Origin of the sequence: Acetatifactor muris, assembly GCF_024623325.1 — a bacterium.
Taxonomy (GTDB): domain Bacteria; phylum Bacillota; class Clostridia; order Lachnospirales; family Lachnospiraceae; genus Acetatifactor; species Acetatifactor muris.
This window is the reverse complement of record NZ_JANJZD010000018.1, coordinates 25,068-51,392: the sequence shown is the minus strand read 5'-3', so window position 1 is coordinate 51,392 and position 26,325 is coordinate 25,068. Positions and strand designations below refer to the sequence as shown.

Sequence of the window (26,325 nt, the reverse complement as noted above, 5' to 3'; positions counted from 1 at the left end):
AAAAAAGGAGGATCTGAAAATGAGGAAGAAGAAATTGATAGCATTGGGGCTGGCGGTCACTATGTTGGCCGGGTGCCTGACAGGATGCGGAAATGAAGACGGAAACGGCAGTTCAGACAGTTCTGCAGCCGAGTCGTCATCGTCTGTAGACGCTGCAGGTGATTCGTCATCTCCCGAACAATCCGACGCGAATAACGGCAGCTTTACTTATGCGGGAGAGGGACCGATTACGGATGAGACGGGAAAATCACTGACAATTCTGGCACAGACATCCAACTATACAAATGTGGATATTGCAAGTGCTGAAATTGTGAAAACAGTTGTGGCAGCGTCCGGCGTCGATGTTGAGTGGCAGCTGGTTGATTACAATAATTATACGGATTCCGTAAAACCCATGCTGACAACAGGTTCTGTGGAGGCAGATATTATATTGCTTCCGGATCAGGATACGAATCAGACATATCTGAAATCAGGGTTGTTCGTGGCTCTGGATGAGTATTTTGACGAAATGCCCAATTACACGAAATGGCTGGATGAAAATCCGGTACTGAAAGCACAGCTCACCGCACAGGACGGACACATTTATTATGTACCGGTAATTAAAGTGGGGAAAGATTACGGTCCGTGTCTGATGTACAATCAGGTCTGGCTGGATAAGGCGGGTATGAAAGCGCCTGAAACTCTGGACGACTTTGTAACACTTCTTCGCTATTACAGAGACAATGACATGAACGGCAATGGGGATGCTTCGGATGAAATTCCGCTGAGTGTCACAGCGTCTTATCTGCCCTATATGTTCGGACCTGCTTTCGGACTGAATATTACAGACGGGTTCCAGGCAGACGATCAGGGGAAGGTAAGCTATGCGGCTGCAGATACTGAGAATTACAAAGCCTATCTGGAATTTTTGAACAGCTTATATACCGAAGGTCTGCTGGAGATAGAATATAATTCCCTCAACAGAGATCAGATTATTGAGCGCTGCTCCAATGACCTCACAGGTGTCTGCTTTGACCACAGCTGGGCAATGTCCATGATGTACAGCCCTGTGCTTCCCTATTATGACGGAACTGCCGCAACTGCATTTGTCGGCGCCGCTCCCCTTTCCGGAACCCATGAAGGCGTTTATATAGGAGGTTCTGATTTAGGAGGAATGTTCGGTGTCACTTCTGCCTCCTCGGATGTGGCTCTCGCGTGCAGATTCCTGGATTACTGCCTGAATGATACCAATATGGACTATTACCAGTGGGGAATTGAGGGCAAAAGCTATGTTGTGGACGAAAGCGGAAATAAAACCTTTACAGAGCAGGGAAGCGACAATGACTGGCTGCAGCAGCTGGGTATCAATCCTGCCTTTGTATTCCCGATTCGTTATTCCGTAGTTGCAACAGATGTACTGGTGGCCGACTGGCATGCAGAAATTAACAAGTGGCAGCATGATGAATTTGTGGTAGAAGGATGGCCGTTTATCTATGCCACAGACGAGGAATCCGAAGTGGTTAACACTTATCTGACGGATATCCAGACCTATGTGGATGAAAATACAACTGCCTTTATCACGGGGACAAAATCCCTGGATGAATTTGACAGTTATATCAGCGGTCTGGAAGCGCTTCATCTGGCGGATGTAGTCGCCGTTAAGCAGGCCCAGTATGATCGCTACAGCTCTGCTTTCAATTGAGAGACAGACAGAGAAGAAAAAGGGAAAGAGCCGCGCAATGCGGCTTTTTCTTATGTGGAAAGGAAGAGAGAACCATTTAACCGGAAAGGACAGTTGAATTTTCCGGCAACTTGTCTTACAATAGTGATGTGCTATCGCACAGCGATTTAAATCGGGAGGGACAAAATGGATAGAACGATAAAAATAGAACCATATTATGGAAGTTTGAAGGGAATGATGGCAAAATATGATGCGCTGGCCAGGCAGGATGCCTTTAAGGGGAATACCACAGCAGATTACGAGACATGGAAAAAGCGGGCCAGAAGCATCTTACAGGATTTGCTGGGGCTGGATAAAATGGAAGACTGTCCTCTAATGCCTCGGATGCTGGAAAAGAAAGAGCTTGCCGGTGGAATTGTCAGAGAGAAAGTGCTGTTGCAGGTAGAGCCGGACACCTGGATGCCTGTCTTCATATTGATTCCTTCCGGTAAGTCAGAAGAGAGACAGAATTGCTTTATCGCCCTTCCCGGACATATGGGTGCCGGGAAATACAGCGTGGCAGGATGTCGTGAAATCCCTGCGGTCAGGGATGCCATTGAAAGATTCCACTATGATTATGGAATGCAGCTTGCGGAAATGGGGTATGTGGCAATCTGCCCGGACTGCAGAGGCTTTGGAGAGCGAAGAGATGAGGCCCTGCAGAATAACAGGGAAGATGCCTTCCTGAACAGCACCTGCTTTCAGCTTGCGCATATGGCGGAACCTCTTGGACAGACCGTGGCGGGAATGTGTACATATGATGTCATGCGCCTGCTGGACTATATTGAGGAACGGGGAGAATGGAATCCGGACACTGTCGGATGTCTGGGCTTTTCAGGCGGCGGGATGCAGACGCTCTGGGCAGCTGCAATGGATGACAGAATCAGACAGGCGGTAATCAGCGGTTACATGTACGGGTATAAAGATTCGCTTTTATACTTGAACGGAAATTGCAGCTGTAACTATGTGCCCCATCTGTGGGAACATTTTGACATGGGAGATATCGCTTCCCTGATAGCTCCCAGGCCGCTTCTGATTCAGTCCTGTCGTGATGATAATCTGAACGGACCGAGAGGACTTCGGAATGTGCAGGAACAGGTCGATATTGTAAGAAAGATTTATGCGCTGTACGGGAAGGAAGACCGGCTGATACATGACATACGGGAAGGCGGACATTGCTGGCACCGGGAGCCGCTGCAGGAGGTGCTCCCTTTTTTCCGGAATCTCCTGAAAGTTTAACTGTTGTGGGGGGCTGTTACTTTTAAAATGTCCTTATAAAAAGCTGAAAATATGGGTAAAACAATAGAAGCCACTTAACATGTGGACTCTGTTACCATAAAAAGAGTAATGTTTCGGACGTTGGCGAAACGTTATAAAAAATGCAACATTCTATGTCAGAATGTTGCATTTTTATGTCTGTTTATAGTATCGGAAGTTTCTAAAAATACTTTAGCTCTTTTTGGAATTTCTTTTCAATTTTCAGTCAGAGTTAATTTTAATTGCAGTTTGGTTAAATTGTTGACTTAAAGTTGTATTTTTGCAAAAACTTCGTCTCTGTCTTCCTGATCGATACACAGATAACGTTTTGTGATATTATAGGAAGAATGGTTATATATGCTCATGAGCAGCGCCGGCTGAATCCCCTGCTTCCATGCGTGATAACCGAAAGTCTTTCTCAGAGAGTGACAGCTGATATTCTGGTCCAGGCCGGCGAATACACCGGCATTTTTTACAATGCGGTAGGCCTGATATCGGCTCAGGGGATGAGACTGCTGCCTTTGGCTGCCAAAAAGCCAGGAAGAAGAAATGTGCTGGGAAGGCGTTGTATATTGTTCCAGCGCATTCTGAATTTCCTGATTCATATAGATACAGTTTTGTTTTCCGGTTTTTTGTTCCCGGATGGAGATATGAGTTTTCCATTTTTCTTTCAGGTAGTCATAGACGTCTCCGTATGTCAGACTCAGAATATCCGATATACGCAGGGCCGAGTTCAGACCAATGACAATCAGCAGATAATTTCTGGCGTCCGGTTTTTTGGAATGATAGTATTCCTTAAAAGTTTTCAATTGTTCCGCATTTCTGATAGGCTGTGTTGTACACATAAATCGTCCTCCTTTTTTATGCAACATTCTGACATAAAAAGTTGCATTTTTATTTCCAGCATAGCAGGAGTGGGTACTGAATGAAAAATGGAGGTGGCCGTATGCTGAGACTGACGGTAAGTCCGGAGGAATATCTGCTGATCAATGACAATATCAAAATTGTATTCTTAGGAGGCTCCAGAAATAATATGCGTATTATGGTGGATGCCCCCAGAGAGGTGAATATCGTGAGAAGTGCTGCCCTGGAGAATCGAATGCCAAATGAAGAAGAACGGGCCGGACTGCCGAAGTATTATGCGGCGCCCGAGACCCCGGAGAGATACAGAAGACCGAAATCCGGACAACCCCAAACCAGATAATAACCGAAGGAGGAAGTCCGATGGTCAAGGGCCCGGCTGCAGGATTTTCAATTCGGTTACTATAAAAATGCAATAAAACTGACGCAAAAGGATTTGCGCAGTAATACAAGGAGGTAAATCATGGTAGTACAACACAATTTAACGGCAATGAACTCTAACAGAATGTTAGGCATTACCACCGGCGCACAGGCAAAGGCAACAGAGAAGCTGTCCTCCGGTTACAAGATCAATCGGGCGGCAGACGATGCGGCAGGTCTGGCGATTTCCGAGAAGATGAGAAAGCAGATCAGAGGTCTGACCCAGGCTTCCGCCAATGCGCAGGATGGTATCAGCGCAGTACAGACGGCAGAAGGCGCTCTGACCGAAGTGCATGACATGCTTCAGAGAATGAATGAGCTGGCAGTAAAAGCTGCAAACGGAACCATGTCCGAGAGTGACCGTGCGGCTATCCAGAGCGAGGTGGATCAGCTGGTAACTGAGATTGATCGTGTATCCAACACCACTAAATTCAACGAGACCTATCTGCTGAAGGGAAGCAACGGCGGTACGGCCGGAAAGCTGACTTATAAGCTGGCAACGGCTGCTATGTCCAGTGCACAGGTTGCCAATCAGATTAAGTTTGATTCCAAGACAGGTACTGCAAGTGTGGTACTGAAGACGATGACAGGTATTACATTGAGCAGTAAGGTGGGTACAACAATACCTGTACAGACCGGAGCTACCGGAGGCGCAGTTACAATAGCTGCAAATAATTCGCTTCCCACCACTAATACGATCATTGCAGGTAAGACAGTTCAGATAGGGAGTACTACTTATGTATTCATATCGAACACTACAAGAACAGCAAATACTACAACTACAAAGCTGAGTGTCAATGCGGCGGTAAAAGCGCTGAATGATTATTCCAAAGAGAATGGAAAAAAGGTTGAAGCTTTCTCCAGTATGGATGCCATGATGGCTGCTATTAAGCACAAATATGGGGAGGATATTAAAACTGTCACTTCCTATACAGAAGGCACACAGGTGAAGCTGAAATTCGAGGCTTTTGCAGATGTAAACGATGCCATCGACCTGAGCCTGCATGTGGGCGCTGATTCTTCCGATGACAACAAGATCGCCATGAACATTGCACAGATGAGTGCAAGAGGACTGGGCGTGAATGGTCTGGATCTGAGTGGTGACAATGACAAGAAGGCAACTGCAGCTATCGATGTAATCGCAGATGCGCTGCAGAAGGTATCTGATCAGAGAGCAACCCTCGGTGCCATCCAGAACAGACTGGAGCATACCATCGCCAACCTGGATAACGTTGTGGAGAATACCACCGCAGCAGAGAGCCAGATCCGCGATACGGATATGGCAACCCAGATGGTTACCTATTCCAACAATCAGATTCTGGCACAGGCTGGTCAGGCAATGCTGGCACAGTCCAACCAGAGCAACCAGGGGGTACTTTCCCTGCTTGGCTGATTTCTGTAAGAGTCTGGTAGAATTACTACCTCAAAATTGTGTAAAAGGAGAGAGCCGGTTTATGCCGGTTCTTTCTTTTTGTGCCTGAATGCCTGAGCATCATAATAATTTCAATTTCTGCTTGTCATAAATGCCCGGACATGTTTTAATAATATCAGAATTATATTGTTAAAAAAATATCATAACAGGAGGACAGTGTTGCGACATGAGCAGTATGAGAGGAATTGACACGCCGGTCAGACAGCGGAGACGGCGGGTTTTTAAGGAAGTGGCAAATCTGGCTTACAATTCAACGAATCTGAAAGATGACATGGAAGCGCTTCCCTACAAAATTGTGGATTATGAAGAGCCCCTGTACTGGGAAAGCGTTTACCGGGACCGGGCCATTATCCGAGAGCGCATCCGACTGGCCATGGGAATGAGCCTGCGTCCGGAGAACAGAGAGCATCCGGGCCATCTGACACAGGGCCTGGAGGAGAGCAATATTGATGAGAAATATTATGAACCGCCTCTGATGCAGGTGATTTCCTCTGCCTGTAATGCCTGCCCTGAGGATCATTATGAAATTACCAGCTCCTGTATGGGCTGTGTGGCCCATCCCTGTCAGAGTGTCTGCCCCAGAGGTGCCATTTCCATGGTAAACGGCAAATCTGTCATTGACCAGGAAAAATGTATCAAGTGCGGAAAGTGCAGGGATGTATGCCCCTATGACGCCATCTGTCACAAAGAGCGCCCCTGTAAGGCGGCCTGTGGGGTAAATGCAATCAAATCCGACAAATTCGGACGTGCTTTTATTGATAATGATATGTGTGTATCCTGCGGAATGTGCATGGTCAGCTGCCCGTTTGGTGCCATTGCGGATAAATCTCAGATTTTCCAGCTGATTCGTGCCATGCAGTCGGGAAGGACCATTATAGCGCAGGTGGCGCCTGCCTTTGCCGGGCAGTTCGGTCCGCGCGTTACTCCGGAAATGTTTAAGACGGCACTGAAAGAGCTGGGATTTGCGGATGTCTATGAGACAGCCATCGGCGCGGATCTGGGCTGTATGGCGGAAGCGGAACACTATGTGAAGGAAGTGGCTGCAGGACGGCAGGATTTTGCACTGACTTCCTGCTGTCCCTCCTGGTCAGTGATGGCAAAGCATCTGTTTCCGGAGACAATTGATAAAATCAGCAATGAACTGACGCCCATGGTGGCCACGGCCCGGATCATCAAAAAGGAGCACCCGGAGGCTTCTGTGGTGTTCATTGGTCCCTGTGCCTCCAAGAAACTGGAGGCGAGCCGCAGAACGATTCGCTCCGATGTGGATTTCGTGATTACGTTTGAAGAACTGACGGGAATGTTCGAGGCCAGAGGAATTCTTCTGGATGAAATCAAAGCCATGGACGAAATGCAGGATGCCACAGGCGCCGGCCGCGGATATGGCGTGGCCGGAGGTGTAGCCGGCGCCATAGAAGAATGCATTCGGACGTATTATCCGGGAACCGAGGTGAAAATCGAACATGCGGAAGGCCTTACAGAATGTAAGAAAATGCTTCTCCTGGCAAAGGCCGGAAAAAAGAATGGCTGTCTGATTGAAGGGATGGCCTGTCCGGGAGGTTGTGTGGCCGGAGCGGGAACCAATATTGCCATTGCCCAGGCGGCAAGAGAAGTGGCGAAATTCAAAGCCCGGGCGAAGGACACTGTGCCGAAGGAGAAGACGGAATGACCGTCCGGAATCAGGCCGGGCGGATATCCGACGATATACAGAATTCTGATATGCTGTTGAGCCTGCAGTGACAGAACCGGGGAGCAGGCGGAAAGGACGAAGGAAAATTTTATGCATGGCAACAGAGAATTATGGTATGACAGGCCAGCTGAATACTGGGAAGAAGCCCTTCCTCTGGGAAACGGAAGGCTGGGGGCAATGCTTGACTCAGGAATCGGAGAGGAATGCATTTTTCTGAACGAAGATACACTGTGGTCCGGATATCCGAAGGATACCAATCTTTCGGATCCATATCCTCATTATGTGAGAGCAAGACAACTTGCTCTGGAGAAAAAGTACAAAGAGGCGCAGCGGGAAGTGGAGGATCATCTGCTGGGAGAATTTACGGATTCTTACCTGCCCGTGGGAAGTGTGAGACTGCAGTTTCCTTTCAGAGAAGAGGCTGCAGAGTATACAAGAAGGCTGCTGTTGTCGAAGGCCCAGGTGGAATCCTCCTTTGTCTGTGCCGGGACAGGCTACAGAAAGGAAGCTTTTATCTCTGTGCCGGAGCAGGCTTTTTATATGAAGCTGACAGCTGACAGGCAGGGAAAGCTGAATTTTTGTCTGCATGCGGAAAGCCGTTTGAAGTCTCGCTGTACGGCGGAGGGAAAGCAGCTGATCCTCACCGGAATTGCGCCTTCCTATGATGCTCCCAGCTATCTGGAGGAGGAAACCCCGATCATCTACGAAGAGAAAGAAGACAGGAGGGGAATGCGTTTCTGCATGATCGTTTCGGCGGAAATCAGAGCCGGACGCATAAGCGCTGAAGATGAGACCCTTCGGATACAGGATGCCGACGAGGCAGTGATTCGTATCTGTATCAGAACCAGTTTCAACGGATATGACAGGCAGCCTTATGTGGACGGATTAGAAGAAACCGGGCTGTGCCGCGCAGATATGGCGCATGCGCTCAGTGTGGATTATGAGGAAGCCAGGGCCCGCCACAGGCAGGAATATTGTCCGCTTTTCAAAAGTATGGAGCTGTCACTGGAAGCGGAAAGCTTCCCTGAGCTGCCCACAGACAGACGAATTCTTGCCTTTTATCCGGAAGGAAGAGATGTGGGATTATATGAGCTCTTCTTTCATTACGGAAGGTACCTGCTGATATCCTGCTCCAGGCCCGGCACGCAGCCGGCGAACCTTCAGGGTATCTGGAATGCCCAGGTACGTCCCCCCTGGAGCTCTAATTATACGGTTAACATCAATACGCAGATGAACTATTGGGGAGCGGAAATCTGTGGGCTTGGAGCCATGCATGAGCCTTTGTTTGAGCTGATTCGGGAGCTGTCGGTAACGGGAGCGCGCACGGCCCGGAACTATTACAATGCAGGCGGATTTGTATCTCATCACAACGTGGATATCTGGCGGCTTTCCACGCCTGTGGGAAGAAAGGGAAGAGGTGCGGCGGTCTATGCCTTCTGGCCCATGTCCGCCGGCTGGCTGTGCAGGCATCTGTATGAACATTACGAATATTCACTGGACAAGGCATTTCTGGAGGAAACGGCTTATCCGCTTATCCGGGGTGCCGCGGTATTTTATCGGGATGTGCTGGTGAAGGATGAAGAGGGATATCTGATATTTGCTCCCTCCACCTCTCCGGAAAACGTGTATCAGCAGGATGGGCTCCATTGGGCTGTAACTGCGTCTACGGCAATGACCATGAGTATTATCCGGGAGGTATTTGAAGAATGCATCCGGGCGGCGGTAATTCTTGGGAAGGAAGATGCCCTGACAGAAGAGCTGACAGATAAGCTGCCACATCTGAAGCCTCTTCAGATTGGCAGAGACGGCAGAATTCTGGAATGGAATGAGGAGCTTGACGAAGTGGAGATTCAACACCGCCATATTTCTCATATGTATGCGCTGTATCCGGGAGATCAGATTGACCGGGCCAGGACGCCGGAGCTGGAGAAGGCGGTCCGCAGGAGCCTGGAGGGCAGAGGAGACATCGGAACGGGGTGGAGCCTGAGCTGGAAAGTAAATGCATGGGTAAGGCTCCGGGACGGAGAACATGCGATTCGGCTGTTGAAAGAACAGCTGCGATATGTGCTGCCCGACGGCAAAGAAGGGAACAGCGATTTCTTTAACTATCATGACGGGGGCGGCGTATATCCGAATCTGTTTGATGCCCATCCGCCTTTTCAGATTGACGGAAATCTGGGAAGTCTCTCGGGAATCGCAGAGATGTTCTTATTCAGCAGCCCGGAGGAAATCTGTCTTCTTCCCGCTCTGCCCGGGGCCTTTGGGACAGGGTGTGTCAGAGGAATTCATGCCAGAGGCAGAGTGACAGCGGACCTGGAGTTCAGGGACGGAGAGCTGGTGAGGGCTGTGCTTCTGACAGACACAGATCAGGAACGAACACTGATATATGGAAATCAGCGGGAGAAAATTCACCTGGAGGCCGGTGTGCCGTATGAGGTAAAAGGGCGGATATCCTGACAGCTGGCAGTGATGGAATCATCCTCATGCCGATGCAGATGAAATAGCGGAAAGCGTGATTCAGAAACTGGGATAATACTGTTTCAGGTGAAGCAACATTGCAATCAGGGCGCTGTGGGAAGAACACAGCGCCTTTTGTACTTTTACACTTTAATAAGAAACAGTTTGTGCTTTAAGGCATAATATGATATACTTGTGCAAATGCAGACAGATGCGGCAAATTCAATATTTAAGGAGAAGGGGTATACTGATATGAAAGAAACAGCTTTGGTAATCATGGCAGCAGGAATCGGAAGTCGTTTCGGCGGCGGAATCAAGCAGCTCGAACCGGTGGGACCCAACGGTGAGATTATAATGGATTATTCCATATATGACGCACTTCAGGCAGGTTTCGACAAAGTGGTATTCATTATCCGCAGGGACCTGGAGAAGGATTTCAGAGAGATTATCGGGAACCGGATTGAAAAGGTGACAAAGGTGGAATACGCATTTCAGGAGCTTGACAATCTTCCTGAGGGATTCGAAAAGCCTGCGGACAGGAAGAAACCCTGGGGAACCGGCCATGCGGTATTGAGCGTTAAAGGTCTGGTGGACGGACCTTTCATGGTGATTAACGCAGACGATTATTATGGAAAAGAAGGATTTAAGAAAATTCATGAATATATGGTCAGCGAAATGAAGGATGATGCAGATGTCTATGACTTGTGCATGGGCGGTTTTATGCTGGAAAATACATTGAGCGAGAACGGCGGTGTGACCAGAGGCGTATGCCTGGTTGACGAAAACGGCTGCCTGCAGAAAGTGACAGAGACCTATGATATTCAGTACAGGGACGGAAAGCTGACCGCCGCGGATGTGGACGGAAATCCTGTACCTGTGGAGGAGGGATGTCATGCCTCCATGAACATGTGGGGACTTCCGGCGGCTTTCCTGAAGGAACTGGAAGCCGGATTTCCGGAGTTTCTGGCGGGAATCAGAGAGGGAGATATCAAGTCTGAATATCTGCTGCCGGAGATTATCAATAAAAAGGTGCGGGAAGGTAAGGCATCCGTGAAGGTATTGGAGACTCCTGACAAATGGTTCGGCGTGACCTACAGAGAGGATAAGCAGTCAGTGGTAGATTCGCTGAAAGCATTAATTGCAGGAGGCGCATATCCTGAAAAGCTGTATTAAAAAGTGTGGACGGCGTCGGTGTGATACAGAGATAATGCGGCGGGAAAAGGATGATATACGGAAGGAACAGGGCGCGTGCCCCTGGAAGAGGAGAGAAAAGTGTCAGAGAAAAAAATACTGCTTGGCAACGAAGCCATAGCACGAGGAGCCTATGAGGCAGGTGTGAAGGTATCGGCGGCTTACCCGGGCACGCCCAGTACGGAAATCAGCGAAAGTATTGCAAAGTATGAGGAGGTCTATGCGGAATGGTCGCCCAATGAAAAGGTGGCGGCGGAAGTGGCAATCGGAGCCTCCATAGCCGGAGCCCGGGCCATGTGTTCCATGAAGCATGTGGGAGTGAATGTGGCTTCGGACCCGCTTTTTACAGCGGCATACACGGGAGTGGGAGGCGGCCTTGTAGTGGTGGCTGCTGATGACCCGGGTATGTACAGCTCACAAAATGAGCAGGACAGCCGTATGGTAGCCAGGGCAGCCATGATTCCGGTTCTGGAACCGTCGGACAGTGCGGAAGCGAAAGAATTCACAAAGCTCGCCTTTGAGCTGAGCGAAGAATATGATACGCCCGTGATGGTGCGCTCCACCACCAGACTTTCACACTCTCAGGGAGTGGTGGAGCTGGAAGCGAGGAATGAACGGGAGAATGTTCCTTATGAAAGGAATACAGGCAAGTATGTAATGATGCCTGCAAATGCCATCAAACGTCATGTGACGGTGGAGGAGCGGCTGAAGAGAATGGCGGAGGACGCCTGCGGCATGTCTCTGAATCGGGCAGAGTACCGGGATTTGTCGACAGGATTTATCACCAGCGGAATTCCGTACCAATATGTGCGGGAGGCAATGCCGGAGGCAAGTGTACTGAAGCTGGGGCTGGTGCATCCTCTGCCCCGGAAATTGATTGAAGAGTTTGCATCCAGGGTGGATCGACTGTACATATTTGAGGAATTGGAACCGGTGATTGAAGAGCAGGTGAAATCCTGGGGAATCCTGAAAGCCGTGGGCAAGGACATTTTCACGGTTCAGGGCGAGTACAGCGCCAATATGCTCAGAGAACAGGTATTGGGAGAAAAATGCCGGGTGAGAACGCCGGAGTCCGTGCCTGCCAGACCGCCTATATTATGTCCGGGTTGCCCGCACCGCAGTGTATATTCTGTATTGAGTCGCCTGAAAATGCATGCGGCCGGAGATATCGGCTGTTATACCCTGGGAGCGCTTGCACCTTTAAGCGTAATAGACTCCACCATCTGCATGGGGTCCAGTATCAGCACCCTTCACGGTATGGAGAAGGCCAGAGGAAAGGAATATATCCGGGACTGGGTGGCGGTAATCGGCGATTCTACTTTTATGCATACAGGGATTAATTCTCTGATGAATATGGTATATAATCAGTCCTCCGGAACGGTGGTGATTCTGGACAATTCCACCACCGGCATGACAGGACATCAGGATCATGCCGCCACAGGTAAGACGCTGAAAGGGGAAGTGGTTCCCGCAATCAATATCGCAGATTTATGTCGTTCGCTGGGAATCCGGCATGTATATGAAATCAGCGCTTTTGATCTGGAGGGACTGGAAGAAGCGTTCCGGAGAGAGACAAAACGGAATGAAGTGTCGGTGATTATTACCAAGGCTCCCTGTGTATTACTCAAAGGCGTTACATTCCCGGATAAATGTGTGCCTGTTCCGGAAAAGTGTAAGAAATGCGGAGCCTGCCTGCGTCCGGGTTGTCCGGCGCTCACCAAAAATACAGACGGAACCGTGTCTATTGACGAGACCATGTGCAATGGCTGCGGGCTGTGTGCAAAGCTGTGTAAGTTTGACGCCATAGAAATCCGGAATAAGAACTGAGGGACTTTACACTTTAAGCCGTGGGGCAGCAACTTAATTAGTAGGAGGATTACACATGGACGTAAAAAATATTATGATTGTAGGTGTGGGGGGACAGGGAACCCTTCTGACCAGCCGCATCCTTGGAAATCTTGCAATCGGTGCGGGATTCGATGTGAAATTGTCGGAGGTACACGGCATGGCCCAGCGCGGCGGCAGTGTGGTGACTTTTGTGCGTTACGGAGAGAAGGTGGCGGAACCCATCGTGGAAGAAGGCTGCGCCGATGTGCTGATTGCCTTTGAGCGGCTGGAAGCATTGCGTTATCTTCATTTTCTCAAAGAGGATGGTGTGGTCATCGTCAATGACTGGAGAATTGATCCCATTACAGTGGTGACCGGGGCAGCGCAGTATCCGGAGAATATCGTGGAAACGTTACAGACAGTCCGGAAAACCATTTCCGTGGAAGCTGCCAAAACTGCAATTGACATGGGAGCGCCGAAGGCTTTTAACGTGGTGGTTCTGGGGGCGGCAGCCCGCTATATGGGCTTTTCAAAAGAAGACTGGCTCAGCGTCATCGAAAAAACAGTTCCCCAGAAGACCGTGGAGGTGAACCGGAAAGCATTTGAGGCAGGATTTTGCATGGAGAAAGGATAAAGCAGAAATTGGCATTGCCGTTATGATTTCACACATACAAATTAATCGTCCGAAGAAGGCGGACAGATGGGAGTGGTCAGAATGATCTGGAATGAGACAAAAGAATGCATGAGCAGGGATGAGATGAGTGCCCTGCAGGGCGCCAGGCTGGTGAAGCTGGTGGACCGGGTATACCACAATGTGGAATACTATCGGAAAAAAATGCAGGCGGTGGGACTGGAACCGGGAGACATCCGGGGGCTGGAAGACCTAACGAAGCTGCCCTTTACGACTAAGGATGATCTGAGGGATACCTATCCTTTCGGATTGTTTGCCGTTCCCAATTCTCAGATCGTGCGTATTCATGCTTCCAGCGGAACGACCGGGAAGGCCACTGTGGTGGGTTATACCAGAAGAGATATTGATATGTGGAGCGAGTGTGTGGCGCGGTGCATCACCATGGCGGATCTGGGGCGTGAGGATATTATTCAGGTGGCTTATGGCTACGGACTGTTTACCGGCGGTCTGGGCGGCCATTATGGAGCAGAGAAAATGGGCGCCACAGTAGTTCCCATGTCCACAGGGAATACAAAAAAGCTGATTAACATGATGGTGGATTTCGGGGTGACGGGAATTCTGTGTACCCCTTCTTATCTGATGCATATTGCAGAAACCATTCAGGAAATGGGAGTCCGGGATAAAATCAAACTGAAGGCTTCCCTGAACGGAGCGGAGCCCTGGACAGAAAAAATGCGGAATAAAATTGAGGAAATGCTGGGGATTCATGCGCATGATATCTATGGCCTCAGTGAAATCATGGGCCCCGGTGTAGCCACGGACTGTCAGTTCCATAAAGGCCTGCATGTACATGAGGATTATTTCCTGCCTGAAATCGTTGACAGAGAAACTTTTAAACCGGTTGAAGACGGTGTGACAGGAGAATTGGTGATTTCCACGCTGGCAAAGGAAGGAATTCCGCTGATTCGTTACAGGACAAAGGACCTGACCAGCATTGACCACACCCCCTGCGAGTGCGGCAGAACAACGGCCAGAATCGCAAGATTTACCGGCAGAAGCGACGATATGCTGATTATCCGCGGCGTCAATGTATTCCCGTCACAGATTGAGGCGGCGCTTCTGGAAATGGGCGGCACCACACCTCATTACCTGATGATTGTGGACAGAGTGAATAACCTGGATACGCTGGAAGTGCGGGTGGAAGTGGAGGAGCGCTTCTTCTCCGATGAAATCCGAAAGCTGGAAGATCTGACCAGGAAAATTGAACATGTAATCCAGCAGGCCATTGGACTTGCGGTGAAGGTAAAGCTGGTGGAACCCAAAGCGCTGGAGCGCAGCATGGGCAAAGCAGTGCATGTGATTGACAACCGGAAACTGGATTGACATTTGGGAAAGAGAGGGAAAAGCATGTTCGTAAAACAGTTATCAGTATTTATGGAAAATCGAGAAGGACGGCTGGAGCAGGCGACGGAAGTGCTGAAGAAAAATGATATCAATATTTTGTCTCTGAGTATGGCTGACACCACGGAGTACGGAATGCTGCGCATGGTGGTATCGAATCCGGAACTGGCAAAAAATGCGCTGCGGGAAAGCGGATTTTCGGCCATGCTGACGGATGTGCTGGCGGTTCGGCTGGAGGACAGCGTAGGCCAGCTGCATAAGCTGACCCATATTCTCTGTGCAAAGGGATTTAACATTGAATATATGTATGCCCTGGCTTCCGCAGATCTTCGGGCAATCATAGTAAAAGCCTCCAACGGCGCGGCGGCAGCCGATGCCATCCGGAATGGAGGGCTGGAATTATATACCGACGAAGAACTGCGGAGATAGGGGAGCGCCGTCGGCGATTACGGCATGGTAAATCCATCGGAAGTCACATGTGCAATCTGGGTGCCCAGTTCATCCGTAACTTCTACCAGATAATAAGAGGTCCTGTGACCTTCCTTGATACGGCGGGCAGTTGCAATCAGCTGTCCGCCCTTTGCCGTACCGAGGAAAGTGATCTGACTGGTACGGGATACATGAAGTGTTCCCTGCCAGTTGGTGGCCACTGCGGCGGTAAAATCCGCCAGGGTGAAGATGGCGCCTCCCATGACATTGCCGGCGGCGTTCAGGTGGTGGGGCGTCAGCATCATGGAGCACCTTGCCATTCCATCCTCCACCGCCTCTATTACGGCGCCGTTTTCCGTGGCAAAACGGTCATTTTGAAAAAATTTCTGTATCTCTTCCAGGGTATTCCCAATATTCATTATGAAATCACCATGCCTTTCTGCAAGTCTGTCCGTTGAAATCTGTCTGAATTGTAGCTGTTTTAGCATATCACGACACAGTGATTTTATCAATAGACTTTCTGCCATTATATCTCTGTGTTGCTTCTGTGACTTCCGGACAGGGAGATGGATATTCCTGAGGATTAAAAAAGAAATTTTACAATTACCATATTTTGTGTTAGAATAAGGGCGAATGTACAGGACACTGTATATTCGCTTTTTATGTACGTAAATTTATACTGTGAAGAGGAAGGCCAAAGAACTTACAAAGGTCTGAGAACAGGAGTGAAACCATGCCGGAACAGATTTCCGTTGAATCCCTTACACCCATGATGCAGCAATATATGGAAACCAAAAAACAGTATGCTGACTGTATTCTTTTTTATCGCCTGGGCGATTTTTATGAAATGTTTTTTGAGGATGCACAGATAGTGTCCAGGGAGCTGGAACTGACTCTGACAGGAAAAGCCTGTGGTCTGGAGGAGCGTGCGCCCATGTGCGGCGTTCCTTATCATGCGGTGGAAAACTATCTGACCAGACTGGTCAATAAAGGATATAAGGTAGCTATCTGTGAACAGGTAGAAGATCCGAAGCTGGCGAAGGGGCTGGTAAAGCGGGAAGTAGTCCGGATTGTGACGCCGGGGACGAATCTGAATATCCAGGAGGAATCGAAGAATCATTTCCTGATGTGTATTGCCTATACAGTCACGAAAATCGGCATTTCCGTGGCAGATGTCACCACAGGTGATTATTTTCTGACGGAAGTGGAGGATCTGAAGAAGCTGAACGATGAACTGATGAAATACGAACCGCTGGAGATTATCTGCAACGAAGCTTTTCTGGTCTGCGGTTTTCGTCTGGAGGAATTGAAGGAAAAGTATCACATTTCTGTCAATGCGCTGGCACCTCATGTCTTTGATGATGATAGCTGCAGGAAGATTCTGCTTCGTCATTTCCGGGTAAACACGCTGAAGGGGATAGGGATTGAAGATTTTCCCGTCGGAATGACAGCGGCCGGAGCTTTGCTGCAGTACCTGTATGACACCCAGAAGACAGACCTGGCACATTTTATCCATATCAATCCCTATCTGACCAGCAAATATATGCTGCTTGACAGTTCTACCAGACGGAATCTGGAACTGACGGAGACCCTTCGGGAGAAGCACAAGACAGGCTCTCTGCTCTGGGTCCTGGATAAGACCAAAACGGCCATGGGCGGGAGACTTCTTCGGAGTATGCTGGAACAGCCTCTGGTGGATAAGGAGGAGATGGAGCAGCGCCTGGACGCAGTGGAAGAGCTGAGCGGAGACAGCGTATCCAGAGATGAAATCAGAGAGTACCTGAATCCGATCTATGATTTGGAGAGACTGCTGAGCAAGGTGACCTACAAGACAGCCAATCCCAGAGACTGTATATCCTTCCGCAATTCTCTGGAAATGCTTCCTGCCATCAAAACCGTTTTGAAAAGTTTTTCGGGGCAGGAACTGAGCGGAATTGAGAATCATCTGGATGACCTTCAGGACATTTATCAGCTGATTCAGAATGCCATCGAGGAGGATCCGCCCGTCTCCATCCGGGAAGGCGGGATGATAAAGGACGGTTTTGACGAGACCATTGACATGCTGCGCAGCGCAAAGCGGGACGGGAAGCAGTGGCTTGCGGAGCTGGAAGAACAGGACAGAGAACGGACGGGGATTAAAAACCTCCGAATCAAATATAACAAGGTGTTCGGCTATTATTTTGAAGTGACCAATTCCTATAAAAATCAGGTGCCGGAGGATTATATCAGGAAACAGACTCTGGCCAACGCGGAGCGGTATACAACAGTCAGGCTGAAGGAGCTGGAAGATACCATATTAAATGCGGAAGATAAGCTGACTGCGCTGGAATATGACTTATTCTGTAAAATCCGGGATTCCATCGGCATGGAGGTGGAACGCATCCAGGCCACAGCGAAAGCGTTGGCGAAGCTTGACGTATATGCCTCCCTGTCGCTGATATCGGAAAGAAATCATTATGTGCGTCCGAAGCTGAACGAAAAGGGTATCATTGACATCAGGGACGGCAGACATCCTGTGGTGGAGCAGATGATTGCAGGGGACATGTTTATAGCAAATGACACTTTCCTGGACAACAGCAAGCACTGTATCAGCATCATTACCGGTCCCAATATGGCGGGGAAATCTACCTATATGCGGCAGACAGCCCTGATTGTGCTGATGGCGCAGACAGGGTGTTTTGTACCGGCAAAAAGTGCCAATATCGGTATTGTGGACCGGATTTTTACCAGGGTTGGCGCCTCCGACGATCTGGCCAGCGGACAGTCCACTTTTATGGTGGAGATGAACGAAGTGGCTAATATTCTGCGGAATGCCACCTCCGACAGCCTTCTGATTCTGGACGAAATCGGCAGAGGAACTTCCACCTTTGACGGTTTAAGTATCGCGTGGGCCGTTATTGAGCATATCAGCAACCGAAAGCTTCTGGGAGCGAAGACACTTTTTGCCACCCATTACCATGAGCTGACAGAGCTGGAGGGCAAGATGCATAATGTGAACAATTACTGCATTGCAGTAAAGGAGCGGGGAGACGATATCGTTTTCCTGAGAAAAATTATCAAGGGCGGGGCGGATAAGAGCTATGGTATCCAGGTGGCGAAGCTGGCAGGGGTGCCCGACATGGTAATTGACCGGGCGAAGGAAATTGTGGAACAGCTTACGGACAATGACATTATTGAGAAGATACAGAATATCACCGTGGATGTGAAGGATGTAAAAGCGAAAAAGCAGCCGCCGGTTGACGAGATGGAATTGTCACAGATGTCCCTGTTTGACACGGTGAAGGATGAAGATGTGCTGCAGGAACTGATGGATGTTGAAGTGAATACCCTGGCGCCGATCGATGCGCTCAATGTACTCTACAGGCTGCAGAATAAGCTGAAAAATCGCTGGAAAGGATAAAAATGGCCAAGATACATGTCCTGAATGCAGAGACAATAGACAAAATTGCCGCCGGAGAGGTGGTGGAGCGTCCCGGCAGCGTGGTGAAGGAACTGGTGGAAAATGCCATCGACGCCGGCGCCACAGCCGTCACTGTGGAGGCAAAAGACGGCGGAATCGAATTTATCCGTGTCACAGACAACGGATACGGCATGGAGAGAGAGCAGCTCCGCACGGCATTTCTGCGCCATGCCACCAGCAAAATCCAGGATGCGGATGATCTGATGCAGGTGGCAAGTCTGGGATTCCGCGGGGAAGCTCTGTCAAGCATAGCCGCAGTGGCGAAGGTGGAAGTCATCACCAGGACAAAAGACAGCATTACCGGCAGCCGTATTCTGCTGGAGGGCGCAAAAGAGATGGCGTTTGATGAGGTGGGGGCGCCGGAAGGCACTACTTTTCTGATGCGGAATCTTTTCTACAACACGCCGGTGCGGCGGAAATTTCTGAAGCAGCCAGCCACAGAAGGCGGCTATATTGCGGACCTGATGGAGCATCTGGCCCTGTCCAGACCGGATATTTCCTTTAAGCTGGTTCTGGGAAATCAGATGAAATTCCATACCTCGGGCAACGGGGATTTAAGGGAAGTGATTTACCGGATTTACGGGCGGGACGCGGCAAATGCCCTTGTTCCTGTCAGCGCGGAAAGGGAAGGCATCCGGGTGGAGGGATATCTGGGAAAACCAGTCCAGATTCGCTCTAACCGCAATTTTGAGATATACTTTATCAACGGCAGATTTATCCGCAGCAATGTGGTGGCAAAAGCTGTGGAGGAAGGGTATAAGGAATATCTGATGCAGCATAAATTTCCCTTCTGCGTGCTGCATATCCGTATGGAACCGGGCTGCGTGGATGTAAACGTACATCCCACGAAAATGGATGTGAGATTCAGCAATGCCATGGAATTCAGTGGCTTTCTGACGCAGACCGTGCGGGATACACTCCGCGGCAGGGAAATGATACCGGAAGCGTCACTGTCCACTGAACGGGAACGGAAGGCGGAACTGGCGGCGGAAAGGGAGACTTCGCCTGCTGCGGCGCCGGAGCCCTTTGAACAGAGGCGAAGTCAGGCCTATCGTGTAATGGAAGAAGAAAAATATACCGCGCGGAATCCGGTCAGACAGGATTTTGCCCATAATCCTGTCTGGGCCAGAGTGAAGGCGGAGAATTCCGTCAGTACCCCAGTCCCGTCTCCGGAAAGCCCAAAAGCGATAAATGTCCCGGAAAATTCTGTGGAAAGCAATATGGAAGAAGATTTCTTTATAGAGACCACGGAGATTCCGGAGGATATGGAGCCGAAGGTTGAAGCGCGGAATCCGATCCCGGACGAAAGGGGAAATGTAACCGGACAGAATGTGGAAGAGCCGGAAAAAACACCGGAAAGCAGCAATGATACCGGAATCGGCAGCGATACTGTCACAGAGGGGGTTCAGATGAATTTATTTGAGGAGAAAATCCTCACCCTGGAGAATCGAAGCAGATTCCGGATTGTCGGTCAGGTTTTCGAGACCTACTGGCTGGTGGAATTTGAGGATAAGCTGCTGATGATTGACCAGCACGCCGCCCATGAGAAGGTCAATTATGAGAGAATGATGAAGCGGTACAGGGAGAAAAGCGTTCTGTCCCAGGGATTGTTTCCGCCGGTGATTGTCAGTCTCTCAGGGCAGGAAGAAAGTGTGCTGAAGGAACACAGGGAGACTTTCTCTGCACTTGGATTTGAAATGGAAGAGTTCGGCGGCAGTGAGTATGCGCTGCGCAGCGTTCCGGTGGACTTGTACGGCTGCAATGCGCGGGAAATGTTCCTGGAGGTGCTGGACGGGCTTCTGGAAGGAAACGGTTTCGGGAATATACGGGTGATAGAAGAGAAAATTGCCTCCATGTCCTGCAAGGCGGCAGTAAAGGGCAATCGCAGGCTGAGCCTGGCGGAGGCAGAAACGCTGATCGACGAGCTGCTCCCCCTGGACAATCCGTATCATTGTCCTCACGGCAGACCCACAATTGTGACCATGACAAAGACGGAGATGGAAAGGAAATTCAAGAGAATTGTATCCTGACATCCCCTTGTCTTTTGACTGCCATGACTGGAACAGGAACAGGAACAGGAACAGATATGAATAATTTTGTGAGAAAAAATCAACCGCTGGTGGTGATTTCCGGTCCCACTGCCGTGGGAAAGACAAAGCTGTCCATAGCGCTGGCAAAAGCCGCGGACGGAGAAATCATTTCCGCGGATTCCATGCAGGTCTATCGGGGAATGGACATCGGCTCCGCGAAAATTACCCGGGAAGAAATGCAGGGAATTCCCCATCATATGATTGACATTCTGGATCCCGGAGAGGACTTCAGCGTAGCTGTATTTAAGGAAAAATGCGGAGAATGCCTTTCGGGAATCTATGAGAGAGGACATATTCCCATAGTAGTGGGCGGTACCGGTTTCTATGTGCAGGCGCTGCTTCGGGATATTGACTTTACGGAAAATGCGGAGAATACGAAGATACGGACATGGCTGGAGAAGCTTGCCGCGGAAAAGGGGGCGGGCTGCCTCTATGACAGGCTGAAGGAAGCAGACCCGGTATCTGCGGAAAAGATACATCCGAACAACTGCAAACGTGTGATTCGGGCTTTAGAATATTTTTATTTGACGGGAGAACCCATATCCTGCCATAATGAGAGAGAACAGGAGAAATCTTCCGCATTCAACTCCTGCTACTTTGTGCTGAACGATATACGGGAGAAGCTTTATGAGCGGATTGAACAGCGGGTTGACGGAATGCTTGAGAGAGGACTTGTGAAGGAAGTGGCAGCACTCAGGGACTTGGGATGTCACCGTGGAATGATTTCCATGCAGGGGCTGGGTTACAAGGAAATTCTGGCCTGTCTGGAGGGGGAGATCACGCTGGAAGAGGCTGTGAATCTGATCAAGCGGGATACCCGCCATTTTGCGAAAAGGCAGCTTACCTGGTTCCGGAGGGAGAAGGATGTCATCTGGATTCAGAAAAATGAATTTGAATATAATAACGAGGCGATATTGCTGTATATGCTGGAAATGATGGGGCGGAAAGGAATCATCGGACCCGAAGGGGAAAGTCACCGTTTATGACGGAAATGACAGGGCACAGGCAGCGAAGAAGTGAGAAAGCAGGACAGAGAGGGCTGCGGAAAGTAGATGTGAAGATGAACGATATTGAAAAAATGTACGAAAGCATGGGAATTGACACAGAGGTATATGCATACGGGAAAAGCGTTCTGGAGGAGCTGGAAGAGAGATTTCGGGCTGTGGATGAGACTGCGGACTATAATCAGCTGAAGGTACTGAAAGCCATGCAGGAATGTCAGGTCAGCGAAGCCTGCCTGCTGGGAACCAGCGGCTATGGGTATAATGATCTGGGCAGAGAAACGCTGGAAGCGGTCTATGCGAAAGTATTTCGCACGGAAGACGCGCTGGTTCGGCCGCAGATCACCTGCGGGACGCATGCTCTGGCATTGGCTCTGATGAGTAATCTGCGCCCCGGTGACGAACTGCTCTCCCCTGTGGGCAAGCCTTATGACACGCTGGAGGAGGTCATCGGCATACGGCCGTCAAAGGGCTCTCTGGCAGAATACGGTATTACCTACAGGCAGGTAGATCTGCTTCCCGACGGAGGCTTTGATTATGAAGATATCGAAAAGGCCATAACGGAACGGACCCGACTGGTGACCATTCAGCGTTCCAAAGGCTATCAGACAAGGCCTACACTCTCTGTGAGACAGATTGGAGAACTGATTTCCTTTATCAAAAGAATTCGACCGGATATAATCTGTATGGTGGATAATTGTTACGGAGAATTTGTGGAGAATGCGGAGCCGGGAGAGGTGGGAGCGGATATGGTCGTGGGGTCTCTCATCAAAAATCCCGGAGGCGGCCTGGCACCGGTGGGCGGTTATATTGCCGGAAAAAGGCAGTGCGTGGAGAATGCGGCTTACCGCCTGACTTCACCTGGTCTGGGAAAAGAAGTGGGGGCGTCTCTGGATATCCTCAGGTCCTTTTACCAGGGATTGTTTCTGGCGCCCACGGTGACGGCATCTGCGCTGAAAGGCGCCATATTTGCGGCAAGGCTGTATGAACGTCTGGGATATGACGTGGTTCCGAATGGCAGTGAGAGCCGACATGACATCATTCAGGCTGTTACTTTCGGTTCCCCTGAGTCGGTGATCGCCTTCTGTCAGGGGATTCAGGCTGCGGCTCCCGTGGACTCTCATGTAACGCCGGAAGCCTGGGACATGCCGGGCTATGATTCTCAGGTCATAATGGCGGCAGGGGCGTTCGTATCAGGTTCTTCCATTGAGCTTTCAGCCGACGCGCCGATTAAACCTCCCTATGCGGTTTACTTTCAGGGAGGACTTACCTGGCCTCATGCCAGATTCGGCATTCTGAAGTCTCTGCAGACCCTGGTAAACCGGGGACTGGTGGACAGAAGTCTTCTGAAGCGTTAATTTTTGTAGAAAAAGCGCAAAATAAAATCTATGATTTTTGTGTACAGGTCTGGAATTTTGTGGTACTATATAAAAGCGAATGTTTAAAGAACACAGGATAAGAGAAGGAAGAGAGCAGATTGAAGAAGGTTAACTGGGTACTGCTGATGCTGGTACTGGTGGGATTTGTTATCGGCAGGTTTATTGGCACTTATTTTGAAGGAACTTTTTTAAATTATGGACAGGCCTTTGGGCTGAGTCAGCCGGTAGTACTTGATCTTGGCTTTTTCATACTGACCTTTGGCCTGACAATTCAGATCACTATAGCCAGTGTCATCGGTGTGGTGATTGCGCTGGTGATATACCGGTTTATCAGATAGGTTTCGGGCAGTCCTGACGCGTCGGAGAAGGTAAAGGAGACGCATGGACAACGTAAAAACGGAAAGGACCAAGGGAGAAAAGGAACCGAAAACAGCTAACAGGTCGGAAAAGGAAAGCGGACTGAAATCAATACGGGAACTCCCCTATGAAAGGTTCCTGCGATTTGGGGCAGAAAATCTTACGGAAGCGGAACTGCTGGCGATCATTATCCGGACCGGCACGAAGAACAAGAGTGCTTTGCAGCTGGCAGAGGAAGTACTGCAGCTGGCAAGATACCCGAAGGAGGGACTGCTGGGGTTATACGATGTGACAGTGAATCAGCTCCAGGGCATCAGCGGAATCGGGGAAGTAAAGGCGGTGAAGCTGAAATGTCTGGCAGAACTTTCCATGCGGATGAGCATGGCAAGGGCGAGAGAGGGACTGAGCTTTTCGAGCTCCGGCCAGGTGGCCGCCTATTTTATGGAAATGCTGCGGCATCGGGATACCGAATGTGTGGTGCTGGTCTGCCTGGACGCAAAAGGACAGATGATCTGTGAGAGGAAGCTGTCGGAGGGCAGCGTCAATATGTCGCTTATCTCTCCCAGAGAGATTTTCCTGGCGGCGCTGGAATGCAGGGCAGTGAATATTCTGCTGGTGCACAATCATCCCAGCGGGGACCCAACGCCCAGCAGCGCAGACAGGGAGATTACCTGTAATGTGAAGGAAGCGGGTGACAGCATGGGTATACCGCTGCTTGATCATATCGTCATCGGTGACAACAGATATGTCAGCTTTAAGGAAGCGGGATTACTGTAAAAGTGTGACAGTTTCCACAGGAGTATCTGAACTGTTACGTAAAAATACAATGAGAAAGGGGTTGTCGTTTTGGCCAACAACGCATTTGGTATTGATCTGGGTACAAATAATATTAAAATTTACAGCAGAAGTGACGATCATGTGATAGTGGAAAAAAACATGATTGCCATTGAGAATAAGAAAGTTTTATTTGCTTACGGAAACTCTGCATTTGAAATGTATGAGAAAGCTCCCGGCAATATTCATATTTCTTATCCGCTGTCCAACGGTGTGATTGCGGACATCAAAAATATGGAGACGCTGGTACGTTATTTCGTCACGGATTTGCAGAAGGGCGTCAATAAACCGGCTGATTTTTACATTGCGGTTCCAACGGATGTAACCGAGGTGGAAAAGAGAGCCTTTTATGATCTGATCAAGGACGCCAATGTGAAGGCGAAAAAAATCATGGTGGTGGAGAAAGCCGTGGCAGACGGGCTTGGACTTGACATAGACGTAAAAAATTCTCAGGGAGTGCTGGTAGTCAACGTGGGCTTTGAGACCACGGAGATTTCCATATTGTCTCTGGGCGGTATCGTGCTCAGCCGCCTGATTAAGACCGGCGGGCTGAAATTTGACGAGGCCATCCGTGCTGCGGTCAGGAAGGAATTCAGTCTGATTATCGGCGGCAGGACTTCCGAGAACGTGAAAATCTCCTTGAGGGAGCTGGAGGAAGAGGGGAAAGGCGCCATTGTCTACGGGAGAGACATCGTGACAGGGCTGCCCATAGAGAGAGAGATTCCCACAAAGCTGGTGGATGAATGTCTGGAAGAACATTTTAATTCCATAATCGACAATGTAAAAGTGATTCTGGAGAGAACGCCGCCGGAGCTTGCTGCCGACATTTACCGACACGGCATTTACCTTACGGGAGGCGCTTCCCAGATCAGCCATCTGGCGGAACGACTGGCTGCAGGTACGGGGCTGAAGGTGAATATATCCGAGAATCCCGTTACAAGTGTGGTGATGGGACTTGCCAAAATCATCAAGGATGACAATTACAAATCCGTAGCCTATGCGATTGAAGGGATGAGCAGATGAGTCCAATCGTAAAAAGAAAAGGAGAGAAGTTTACGCTGCCGAGTAAATACCTCCTTTTTATTTTAACAATTCTTTGTACAGTCATGATGCTGATTACCTTCGGCACGGATGTATTTAACAGGCCGCTGAATACCGCGGTGGGATACGTGATTATTCCTTTTCAGCAGGGAATCGGCAGGGCGGGAGAATGGCTGTCCAACCGTTCCGAAGAACTGGGGCAGATTCGGGCGCTGCTCGATGAGAACGCCCGCCTGAAGGAGCAGCTTGCCGAGCTGACAGAAGAGAATACGCTTCTTCAGCAGGACAAATATGAGCTGAATAAACTGAGAGAGCTTTTCTCCCTGGATGAGCAATATGAGGTATACCACAAAGTGGGAGCCAGAATCATAGGCCGGGATTCCGGGAACTGGTATTCCGTATTTATTATTGACAAAGGAGAAGAAGACGGTCTTGCAGTGGATATGAATGTCATTGCCGGCGGGGGCCTGGTGGGGCGTATTACCTCTGTGGGGCCGAACTGGGCAAAGGTGACTTCCATTATCTCCGACAACAATAACGTGAGCGGTATGACGCTTGCCACGGAAGATAACCTGACGGTGTCGGGGGACCTGCGGCTTATGGCCACGGGCTGTATCACCTTCAGCCAGCTTCTGGATGGACAGAACAGAGTAAAAGAAGGAGACAAGGTGGTTACGTCCAATATCAGCGACAAGTATCTGCCCAATATTCTCATCGGATATATCAGTACCATAGATCGGGATGCCAATAATCTGACGAAATCGGGGCAGATCGTTCCGGCAGTGGATTTTGAGCATCTGGGAGAAGTGCTGGTAATTACGGACAGAAAACAGACTGTCACAGAGTAATCCTGTATTATGGGTATTGC

Annotated in this window: 21 protein-coding genes; 19 read left to right on the top strand and 2 right to left on the bottom strand. The window is 49.7% G+C overall.

All coding sequences use genetic code 11. The annotated features are described in order from the left end of the window. The first annotated feature begins 19 nt into the window (after positions 1–19). On the top strand, positions 20–1,681 hold the full coding sequence (locus NSB25_RS16965) for an extracellular solute-binding protein (RefSeq protein ID WP_172455171.1): 1,662 nt from the start codon (positions 20–22) through the stop codon (positions 1,679–1,681). A 165-nt stretch (positions 1,682–1,846) separates the two neighbouring features. Then, a complete protein-coding gene (locus tag NSB25_RS16960; RefSeq protein ID WP_242982494.1) occupies positions 1,847–2,938 on the top strand; it encodes an alpha/beta hydrolase family protein in 1,092 nt (363 codons plus the stop codon). Between the two features lie 284 nt (positions 2,939–3,222). Here the strand turns inward: NSB25_RS16960 and NSB25_RS16955 are convergent, their stop codons facing one another. Then, positions 3,223–3,801, bottom strand: a complete 579-nt coding sequence (locus NSB25_RS16955; RefSeq protein ID WP_103240683.1) for a tyrosine-type recombinase/integrase — start codon at positions 3,799–3,801, stop codon at positions 3,223–3,225. Between the two features lie 80 nt (positions 3,802–3,881). On the opposite strand from NSB25_RS16955, the gene NSB25_RS16950 reads away from it, so the two are divergent. The 9 genes from NSB25_RS16950 (at position 3,882) to NSB25_RS16910 (ending at position 15,295) form a co-directional block, all read left to right on the top strand. Further along, positions 3,882–4,160: a carbon storage regulator gene (locus NSB25_RS16950; protein ID WP_242982493.1), complete on the top strand. Its 279-nt coding sequence runs from the start codon at positions 3,882–3,884 to the stop codon at positions 4,158–4,160. A 120-nt stretch (positions 4,161–4,280) separates the two neighbouring features. Next, entirely contained in the window at positions 4,281–5,630 is a 1,350-nt protein-coding gene (locus tag NSB25_RS16945; RefSeq protein WP_103240682.1) for a flagellin N-terminal helical domain-containing protein, read from the top strand. Positions 5,631–5,844: 214 nt separating this feature from the next. Then, complete coding sequence (locus tag NSB25_RS16940; protein ID WP_103240748.1) at positions 5,845–7,338, top strand: 4Fe-4S dicluster domain-containing protein; 1,494 nt, start codon at positions 5,845–5,847, stop codon at positions 7,336–7,338. Positions 7,339–7,449: 111 nt separating this feature from the next. Continuing rightward, positions 7,450–9,816 carry a glycoside hydrolase family 95 protein gene (locus NSB25_RS16935; RefSeq protein ID WP_103240681.1) on the top strand — a complete coding sequence of 789 codons (2,367 nt, stop codon included), beginning with the start codon at positions 7,450–7,452 and terminating at the stop codon, positions 9,814–9,816. A 252-nt stretch (positions 9,817–10,068) separates the two neighbouring features. Next, positions 10,069–10,989 (top strand): sugar phosphate nucleotidyltransferase, encoded by a 921-nt coding sequence (locus tag NSB25_RS16930; RefSeq protein WP_103240747.1) that lies wholly within the window; start codon positions 10,069–10,071, stop codon positions 10,987–10,989. A gap of 99 nt (positions 10,990–11,088) precedes the next feature. Further along, the gene (gene iorA / locus NSB25_RS16925) at positions 11,089–12,834 is read left to right on the top strand and encodes an indolepyruvate ferredoxin oxidoreductase subunit alpha (RefSeq protein WP_103240746.1); all 1,746 of its coding nucleotides are present in this window, start codon (positions 11,089–11,091) and stop codon (positions 12,832–12,834) included. A gap of 55 nt (positions 12,835–12,889) precedes the next feature. Then, a complete protein-coding gene (locus NSB25_RS16920) occupies positions 12,890–13,468 on the top strand; it encodes an indolepyruvate oxidoreductase subunit beta (RefSeq protein WP_103240680.1) in 579 nt (192 codons plus the stop codon). Positions 13,469–13,549: 81 nt separating this feature from the next. Continuing rightward, positions 13,550–14,848 (top strand): phenylacetate--CoA ligase family protein, encoded by a 1,299-nt coding sequence (locus NSB25_RS16915; protein ID WP_103240745.1) that lies wholly within the window; start codon positions 13,550–13,552, stop codon positions 14,846–14,848. A gap of 24 nt (positions 14,849–14,872) precedes the next feature. Beyond that, positions 14,873–15,295 carry an amino acid-binding protein gene (locus tag NSB25_RS16910; protein ID WP_103240679.1) on the top strand — a complete coding sequence of 141 codons (423 nt, stop codon included), beginning with the start codon at positions 14,873–14,875 and terminating at the stop codon, positions 15,293–15,295. Positions 15,296–15,312: 17 nt separating this feature from the next. Here NSB25_RS16910 and NSB25_RS16905 read toward each other — a convergent pair whose 3' ends face one another. Beyond that, positions 15,313–15,714 carry a PaaI family thioesterase gene (locus NSB25_RS16905; RefSeq protein WP_103240678.1) on the bottom strand — a complete coding sequence of 134 codons (402 nt, stop codon included), beginning with the start codon at positions 15,712–15,714 and terminating at the stop codon, positions 15,313–15,315. A gap of 314 nt (positions 15,715–16,028) precedes the next feature. On the opposite strand from NSB25_RS16905, the gene mutS reads away from it, so the two are divergent. The 8 genes from mutS to mreC all read left to right on the top strand — a co-directional run bounded on the left by mutS (position 16,029) and on the right by mreC (position 26,305). After that, positions 16,029–18,695: a DNA mismatch repair protein MutS gene (gene mutS / locus NSB25_RS16900; RefSeq protein WP_242982492.1), complete on the top strand. Its 2,667-nt coding sequence runs from the start codon at positions 16,029–16,031 to the stop codon at positions 18,693–18,695. Between the two features lie 2 nt (positions 18,696–18,697). After that, positions 18,698–20,785: a DNA mismatch repair endonuclease MutL gene (gene mutL, locus NSB25_RS16895; protein WP_103240677.1), complete on the top strand. Its 2,088-nt coding sequence runs from the start codon at positions 18,698–18,700 to the stop codon at positions 20,783–20,785. A 56-nt stretch (positions 20,786–20,841) separates the two neighbouring features. Then, on the top strand, positions 20,842–21,831 hold the full coding sequence (miaA, locus tag NSB25_RS16890) for a tRNA (adenosine(37)-N6)-dimethylallyltransferase MiaA (protein ID WP_103240743.1): 990 nt from the start codon (positions 20,842–20,844) through the stop codon (positions 21,829–21,831). Between the two features lie 92 nt (positions 21,832–21,923). After that, complete coding sequence (locus NSB25_RS16885) at positions 21,924–23,204, top strand: methionine gamma-lyase family protein (RefSeq protein ID WP_416385573.1); 1,281 nt, start codon at positions 21,924–21,926, stop codon at positions 23,202–23,204. Positions 23,205–23,350: 146 nt separating this feature from the next. Continuing rightward, a complete protein-coding gene (locus NSB25_RS16880) occupies positions 23,351–23,563 on the top strand; it encodes a DUF4321 domain-containing protein (protein ID WP_103240741.1) in 213 nt (70 codons plus the stop codon). A 43-nt stretch (positions 23,564–23,606) separates the two neighbouring features. Next, positions 23,607–24,359 carry a RadC family protein gene (gene radC, locus NSB25_RS16875; RefSeq protein WP_103240676.1) on the top strand — a complete coding sequence of 251 codons (753 nt, stop codon included), beginning with the start codon at positions 23,607–23,609 and terminating at the stop codon, positions 24,357–24,359. A gap of 69 nt (positions 24,360–24,428) precedes the next feature. After that, positions 24,429–25,439, top strand: coding sequence for a rod shape-determining protein (gene mreB / locus NSB25_RS16870; protein ID WP_103240675.1), 1,011 nt, complete (start codon positions 24,429–24,431; stop codon positions 25,437–25,439). Beyond that, positions 25,436–26,305: a rod shape-determining protein MreC gene (gene mreC / locus NSB25_RS16865; protein ID WP_103240674.1), complete on the top strand. Its 870-nt coding sequence runs from the start codon at positions 25,436–25,438 to the stop codon at positions 26,303–26,305. Before mreB ends, mreC begins: the two co-directional genes overlap by 4 nt. Positions 26,306–26,325: the final 20 nt, after the last annotated feature.

Coding starts and splice junctions, on each gene's coding strand:
- NSB25_RS16930 (WP_103240747.1), top strand. CDS start 10,069: ATGAAAGAAACAGCTTTGGTAATCATGGCAGCAGGAATCGGAAGTCGT.
- NSB25_RS16910 (WP_103240679.1), top strand. CDS start 14,873: ATGTTCGTAAAACAGTTATCAGTATTTATGGAAAATCGAGAAGGACGG.
- NSB25_RS16965 (WP_172455171.1), top strand. CDS start 20: ATGAGGAAGAAGAAATTGATAGCATTGGGGCTGGCGGTCACTATGTTG.
- mutS (WP_242982492.1), top strand. CDS start 16,029: ATGCCGGAACAGATTTCCGTTGAATCCCTTACACCCATGATGCAGCAA.
- NSB25_RS16880 (WP_103240741.1), top strand. CDS start 23,351: ATGCTGGTACTGGTGGGATTTGTTATCGGCAGGTTTATTGGCACTTAT.
- miaA (WP_103240743.1), top strand. CDS start 20,842: ATGAATAATTTTGTGAGAAAAAATCAACCGCTGGTGGTGATTTCCGGT.
- NSB25_RS16960 (WP_242982494.1), top strand. CDS start 1,847: ATGGATAGAACGATAAAAATAGAACCATATTATGGAAGTTTGAAGGGA.
- NSB25_RS16915 (WP_103240745.1), top strand. CDS start 13,550: ATGATCTGGAATGAGACAAAAGAATGCATGAGCAGGGATGAGATGAGT.
- NSB25_RS16955 (WP_103240683.1), bottom strand. CDS start 3,801: ATGTGTACAACACAGCCTATCAGAAATGCGGAACAATTGAAAACTTTT.
- NSB25_RS16940 (WP_103240748.1), top strand. CDS start 5,845: ATGAGAGGAATTGACACGCCGGTCAGACAGCGGAGACGGCGGGTTTTT.
- mreC (WP_103240674.1), top strand. CDS start 25,436: ATGAGTCCAATCGTAAAAAGAAAAGGAGAGAAGTTTACGCTGCCGAGT.
- NSB25_RS16950 (WP_242982493.1), top strand. CDS start 3,882: ATGAAAAATGGAGGTGGCCGTATGCTGAGACTGACGGTAAGTCCGGAG.
- NSB25_RS16935 (WP_103240681.1), top strand. CDS start 7,450: ATGCATGGCAACAGAGAATTATGGTATGACAGGCCAGCTGAATACTGG.
- NSB25_RS16905 (WP_103240678.1), bottom strand. CDS start 15,714: ATGAATATTGGGAATACCCTGGAAGAGATACAGAAATTTTTTCAAAAT.
- NSB25_RS16885 (WP_416385573.1), top strand. CDS start 21,924: ATGTACGAAAGCATGGGAATTGACACAGAGGTATATGCATACGGGAAA.
- radC (WP_103240676.1), top strand. CDS start 23,607: ATGGACAACGTAAAAACGGAAAGGACCAAGGGAGAAAAGGAACCGAAA.
- NSB25_RS16945 (WP_103240682.1), top strand. CDS start 4,281: ATGGTAGTACAACACAATTTAACGGCAATGAACTCTAACAGAATGTTA.
- NSB25_RS16920 (WP_103240680.1), top strand. CDS start 12,890: ATGGACGTAAAAAATATTATGATTGTAGGTGTGGGGGGACAGGGAACC.
- mutL (WP_103240677.1), top strand. CDS start 18,698: ATGGCCAAGATACATGTCCTGAATGCAGAGACAATAGACAAAATTGCC.